The sequence below is a fragment of the Mycobacterium sp. 852002-30065_SCH5024008 genome (genome assembly GCF_001665645.1).
Lineage (GTDB): Bacteria > Actinomycetota > Actinomycetes > Mycobacteriales > Mycobacteriaceae > Mycobacterium > Mycobacterium paraffinicum.
Window position 1 is genome coordinate 1 of the sequence record NZ_LZSZ01000128.1, and the last position, 789, is coordinate 789.

The window sequence follows — 789 nt, forward strand, 5'->3', positions numbered from 1 at the left end:
AGGGAGCGGGTGGGGTGCAGCCGTTCCACGAGCAGCTCGAAGGGCACGTCTTGGTGCTCAAAGGCGGCCAGGCTGCGCGCGCGCACCTGCCCCAACAGTTCAGCCACACTGGGATCCCCGGCCACCTCGACGCGTAACACCAAGGTGTTGACGAAGAACCCGACCAGCTCATCAAGGGCCGGGTCGCGCCGGCCCGCGATCGGGAACCCAACGGCCACCTCACAACTGGCGCTGAGCTTCGAGAGCAGTATTGTCAGCCCGGCTTGGATGACCATGAAACTGGTGGCGTTGTGCGCGCGGGCCACCCGGGTGATCTGCTGCTGCAACTGCGCCGGCCACTCGATGGTGAGGCTTGCCCCGCGATAATCGGCTACCGCCGGATAGGGCCGATCGGTGGGCAGCACCAGGCGTTCGGGCATCCCGGCCAACACGTCTTGCCAGTAGGCCAACTGCCCGCCGATCACACTGTCGGGGTCCTCGAGATCGCCCAGCTGCTCACGCTGCCACAGCGTGTAATCGGCATACTGCACCGCCAACGGCGCCCAGGCCGGGGCCTGGCCTTGAGTGCGGCTGGCATAGGCGATGCCCAGATCCTGTATCAGCGGGGTGATCGACCAGCCATCCGCGACGATATGATGCGCCACGGCCACCAACACATACTCATCTGAGGCGAGCCGGAAAAGCTGGGCCCGCAACGGAATCTCGGTCACCAAATCAAACCGATACCCCGCCACCGCGGCGATGGCCTCCTCGAGCCGCTCGGGCAGCCAGCCGCTGGCATCCACCCCG

General features: G+C 66.3%; 1 protein-coding gene. It reads right to left on the reverse strand.

Annotated elements, in window-relative coordinates:
- The coding region (locus tag A5781_RS16625; protein ID WP_231990736.1) for a condensation domain-containing protein at positions 1 to 789 on the reverse strand (789 nt) is incomplete at both ends.